The following is a 2,371-nucleotide window of genomic DNA, read 5'->3' on the forward strand; positions in this document are numbered from 1 at the left end:
CGTGCGCGGGGACCTGCCGAGTTCGCCCTCGCGGGCGCGGGCGTCGCCCTCGGCGAACACGTCACGTCGCTGGCGTTCGCCGCCGCCCCGGCCAGCATCGCCTCGCCGGTCATCAACACGCAGGCCGTCGTCGCCGTCCTCCTCGGCGGCGTCGTCCTCCGGGAACGCGCGTTCGGGACGCGCCTCGTCGCCGCCGCACTCGCCGTCACCGGCGTCGGCCTCATCGCGCTGTGACGGTTCGGTGCTGCGGAAGACATTTACCGACGCTGACGCGTCTCCGGAACGATGCCCGAGTGGTCCCGCAGAGAGGTCCTCCGCGGACTCGGCGTCGCCGGCACGGCCGGCGTCCTCGGCGGCGGGTGGTACCTCGCGGAGCGACCGCACTGTCGCCCCCCCGACGGAACCGCTGTGGACGTACCACGGCGAGTACTGGGGGCCGGTCGTCCCGACGGAACGCGGCCTCCTCGTCCCTGAAGGGCACGGCGTCACCGGGGGCGACCGGTACCGCCTCGCCGTCCTCGACCCGTACCGCGGACAGGCCAACTGGACGACGGTGTCGGTGGGCGGCGGATTCGGTGTCCTCGCCCTCCGCGACGATACCGTCTACGTCGGCACCGGCGTCGACACCGTCCGCGCCCACGACGCCGAGACGGGTCGCCTCCGGTGGGAGTACGACGCGGACGGCGCGGAGGAGTTCGGCGGCGGGGCGTGGGGGCGACCGCTGGTTGCCGACGGCCGCGTCTACGTCGCGTCTCTCACTCGGAGGACCCGGACGCCGACCCGTCGGACGGCGGCGACTACACCCACCACGTCGTCGCCCTCGACCCGTCGGACGGCACCGAACTGTGGGCCACCGAGGTGGCGACGATGGTTCGGACGGGCGCGGTTCGCGCCGCGGACGTGGTCGTCGCCGCGTCCGAAGACGGTATCGTGCGGCGGGTCCGCCCGCGACGGGCGCGGTCCGGTGGTCCGTCTCGCTCCCGGGTGAACCCGACTGGCGGCCCGTCGTCGCCGACGAGACGGTGTTCGTCGTCACGACAGACGGCGTGCTCGCGGCAGTGGACCCCGCGGAGGGGTCGGTGAGCGGTCGACGGGAACCGATAGCGGACGTGACCGCCGCCGCCTTCGACGCCGGCACGCTCTACCTCGGCGGGGAGTCCGGGCGCGTCGTCGCCCTCTCCGCGCCGGGCGAGACGGGAGGGTCCTGGACGCGCCGGTGGACGTACGAGGCCGGGGTCCGAGTCGGTGCGCTGGCCGCGGATGAGTCGGGCACGTTGGTCGTCGACCAGTCCGGCACGCTCCACCGGGTGACCGACGACGGCGAACGCGGGGCGCGGGTTCCGCTGGTCGAAAGCGACTACGAGAACCGGTGCGGGTGGCTGCCCGACCACGAGATGCTTCGGGCCGCCGTCCTCGACGACGGGCGGTTGTACGTCTCCTCGATGTGGTGGGTTCGTCGGTTCTCCGCGTCCGAGACGTGAGGATGCGGAGCGCGGGTTCCGATTGCCGACAGCGACGGCGCGAACCGGTGCGGGCAGTTTCCCCGCCACGAATACGACTCTCCGAGCGCCGCCGACCCGTCGTCCGACGGTTCCGCGTCCGCCGACGCGTGCCGCGCCGTCGCTCGGCGGGACCGCACGCCGTCACTCCAGTCCGCGCTCTCTGGCTCCCTCGCGTATCTCCTCGGCGCGTCGCTGCACCCACGAGACGTACCGCTCCACCTTCGACGTCTTCACGCCGTAGAACGACGCCACCCAGTTGGTGTCCGTGGTGGGCCGGGTGAGGAAGTACGCCGCGAGGGTGTCCCGCCCCGCCTGGATGACCTCCGGCGGGACGCCGCGTTCGCCGGTTCCCTCCTCGCAGAACCCGTTGACGTCGAAGTAGACGTCGGCGTACAACTCCGCCATCTCCGGGTCGTCGAACTCGATGCCCCGGTGTTCGGGGGCCTCGAACCGGTAGACTGTCTCGTCGCCCGCGGTCGGTCGCTCGACGATGCGGACGTCGAGGACGTACTCGCGGTGGACGGACGCCGTTCGCTCGCTGGCCGCGCCGTCGTCGGTCGTCGACGCGCGCGGCGACTGCACGGAACCGCCGTCAGTTCCCGTTCCCATCGTCGTCTCCGTTCTCGTCCTCGTCTTCGTCGCCGTTTCCGTTCTCGTCCTCGTCTTCGTCGCCGTTTCCGTTCGCCTCCGGAGCGTGTAGACGTACATGCAGTCGTTGCTGTAGGAGCGCCCGAACGTGTCCGCGTCCTCACAGCAGAGGACGCGGCCGTCGTCCATCACGAACACGTTGTCGATGTTGATGAGGGCGTCGTCGGCGACGTCAGCGGGGTCCGTCGCGTCCGGGCCGACGATGACCGGTTCGAGCGTCG

At 72.0% G+C, this 2,371-nt stretch carries 3 protein-coding genes and 1 pseudogene; 3 read left to right on the forward strand and 1 reads right to left on the reverse strand.

Features of this window, described 5'->3' with window-relative positions; genetic code table 11:
* The 3 genes and pseudogenes from GJ632_RS20955 to GJ632_RS24450 all read left to right on the forward strand — a co-directional run.
* A pseudogene (locus GJ632_RS20955) lies at positions 1–234 on the forward strand (EamA family transporter); the annotation flags it as partial.
* Positions 235–285: 51 nt separating this feature from the next.
* On the forward strand, positions 286–474 hold the full coding sequence (locus GJ632_RS24440; RefSeq protein ID WP_231751737.1) for a twin-arginine translocation signal domain-containing protein: 189 nt from the start codon (positions 286–288) through the stop codon (positions 472–474).
* A gap of 371 nt (positions 475–845) precedes the next feature.
* The gene (locus GJ632_RS24450; RefSeq protein ID WP_343161307.1) at positions 846–1,481 is read left to right on the forward strand and encodes a PQQ-binding-like beta-propeller repeat protein; all 636 of its coding nucleotides are present in this window, start codon (positions 846–848) and stop codon (positions 1,479–1,481) included.
* A 162-nt stretch (positions 1,482–1,643) separates the two neighbouring features.
* Here GJ632_RS24450 and GJ632_RS20965 read toward each other — a convergent pair whose 3' ends face one another.
* Positions 1,644–2,084 (reverse strand): hypothetical protein, encoded by a 441-nt coding sequence (locus GJ632_RS20965; protein ID WP_394351846.1) that lies wholly within the window; start codon positions 2,082–2,084, stop codon positions 1,644–1,646.
* Between the last annotated feature and the right edge of the window lie 287 nt (positions 2,085–2,371).

The organism is Halogeometricum sp. CBA1124 (assembly GCF_009741955.1).
Lineage (GTDB): Archaea > Halobacteriota > Halobacteria > Halobacteriales > Haloferacaceae > Halogeometricum > Halogeometricum rufum.

What these genes read in the sequence shown, in the direction of transcription:
- GJ632_RS24440 (WP_231751737.1), top strand. Translation starts at nt 286, where the DNA reads ATGCCCGAGTGGTCCCGCAGAGAGGTCCTCCGCGGACTCGGCGTCGCC.